Origin of the sequence: Streptococcus sp. 2154, from assembly GCF_013277255.1 — a bacterium.
Lineage (GTDB): Bacteria > Bacillota > Bacilli > Lactobacillales > Streptococcaceae > Streptococcus > Streptococcus pseudopneumoniae.
The window spans coordinates 13,979-14,414 of sequence record NZ_VMMK01000080.1; the positions used below are offsets into that span (position 1 = coordinate 13,979).

At 35.1% G+C, this 436-nt stretch carries 1 protein-coding gene; it reads left to right on the forward strand.

All coding sequences use genetic code 11. The features are described 5' to 3' along the window. Positions 1 to 74 precede the first annotated feature (74 nt). Complete coding sequence (locus HT693_RS11240; protein WP_000767186.1) at positions 75 to 374, forward strand: DUF1827 family protein; 300 nt, start codon at positions 75 to 77, stop codon at positions 372 to 374. Positions 375 to 436 lie beyond the last annotated feature (62 nt).

Sequence of the window (436 nt, forward strand, 5' to 3'; positions counted from 1 at the left end):
TTTTCATTGAGTATAAATCAAGCGACTTTATTCAAAAAGTGCTATAATAGAATTAGAAAATCGGAGGAAATATTATGAAGCTTATCAATACGACAAACTCACACTCGCAACTTGTAAAAAATCAGCTAGAAAGTACCGATGCAACCCTTGTTGAGGTTTATTCTGCAGGGAATACAGATGTTATTTTTACCCAAGCGCCGCTTCACTATGAAATCCTCATCTCAAACAAACACCGTGCTATTCGTGAGCCTGAAATCGAAACCATTCAAGAATTTTTCTTGAAACGTAAAATTAATAAGAACTCTATTGATGAAGCCAATATCAAGACACTCTACTCAGAGAAATTAATTGGAATTTCAATCCCAATCCAGTGAGGAAATTGAGTAAAAACTCTACTTGAGCGAAAGTCCAATAAGTCTTCCCACAATAAAACGCA

Coding starts and splice junctions, on each gene's coding strand:
- HT693_RS11240 (WP_000767186.1), top strand. CDS start 75: ATGAAGCTTATCAATACGACAAACTCACACTCGCAACTTGTAAAAAAT.